At 46.4% G+C, this 668-nt stretch carries 1 protein-coding gene; it reads right to left on the bottom strand.

The features are described 5' to 3' along the window. The coding region (locus tag FA048_RS19640; protein ID WP_136844368.1) for a fibronectin type III domain-containing protein at positions 1-668 on the bottom strand (668 nt) is incomplete at both ends.

The raw sequence follows: 668 nt of genomic DNA on the forward strand, positions 1-668 counted from the left end.
GATAGATACATTGGTGGCGACCTGTAAATGCAGGTCATCCCATAAGGGGGCTAATACAGGCCTGGGTGCCCCCCCGCTGACAATATCCCGGGTATAGCTCGCATCCGTAATATTTGCGCCAAGTGTAAGCCAGCCATTCGTACTTGCAGATATGGTTGTGTATCTGGTGCCCATATACCAGAAATCAAATCCGATTGGTATGTTATTGAAGTATCCGTCATCTACATCACCGGCTGAAAGGGCTGGATTAGTGGGGGTAGTTAAAGCTGTAAATGTACCGGTTGAGCCGGCAAAAGTATAATTTGCTATCGTTTGAGCTGTAGTGGTAATCTGGCTACCGCTTAATGCTGTGCTTAGCCCCCCTTCAGATACCGCATAAACTTTCCAATAGTAGGTAAGCCCTGCTGTTAAACCAGATTGTACTGAAGAAGTAATCCCTGCTGCGGTTTGGCTTGCAAAAGAATAGTTCACTCCATCTGAAGAGCTGTAAACGACAAAGCCTCTTTCATTGGAGGAAAGATCTGACCAATTTAGTGTCATTGCCGTACCGCTTACTCCTGTAAAAGTTAAACTGCCAGGAGCTGTTGGTATAGGGGGGGTAAAGCCATACGTCCTTCCTGAAACAGGTTTGGTGGTTACACTTTGTGCCGTTGTTGAATTTACGCCTG

Source organism: Pedobacter polaris (assembly GCF_005116505.1).
Taxonomy (GTDB): Bacteria; Bacteroidota; Bacteroidia; order Sphingobacteriales; family Sphingobacteriaceae; genus Pedobacter; species Pedobacter polaris.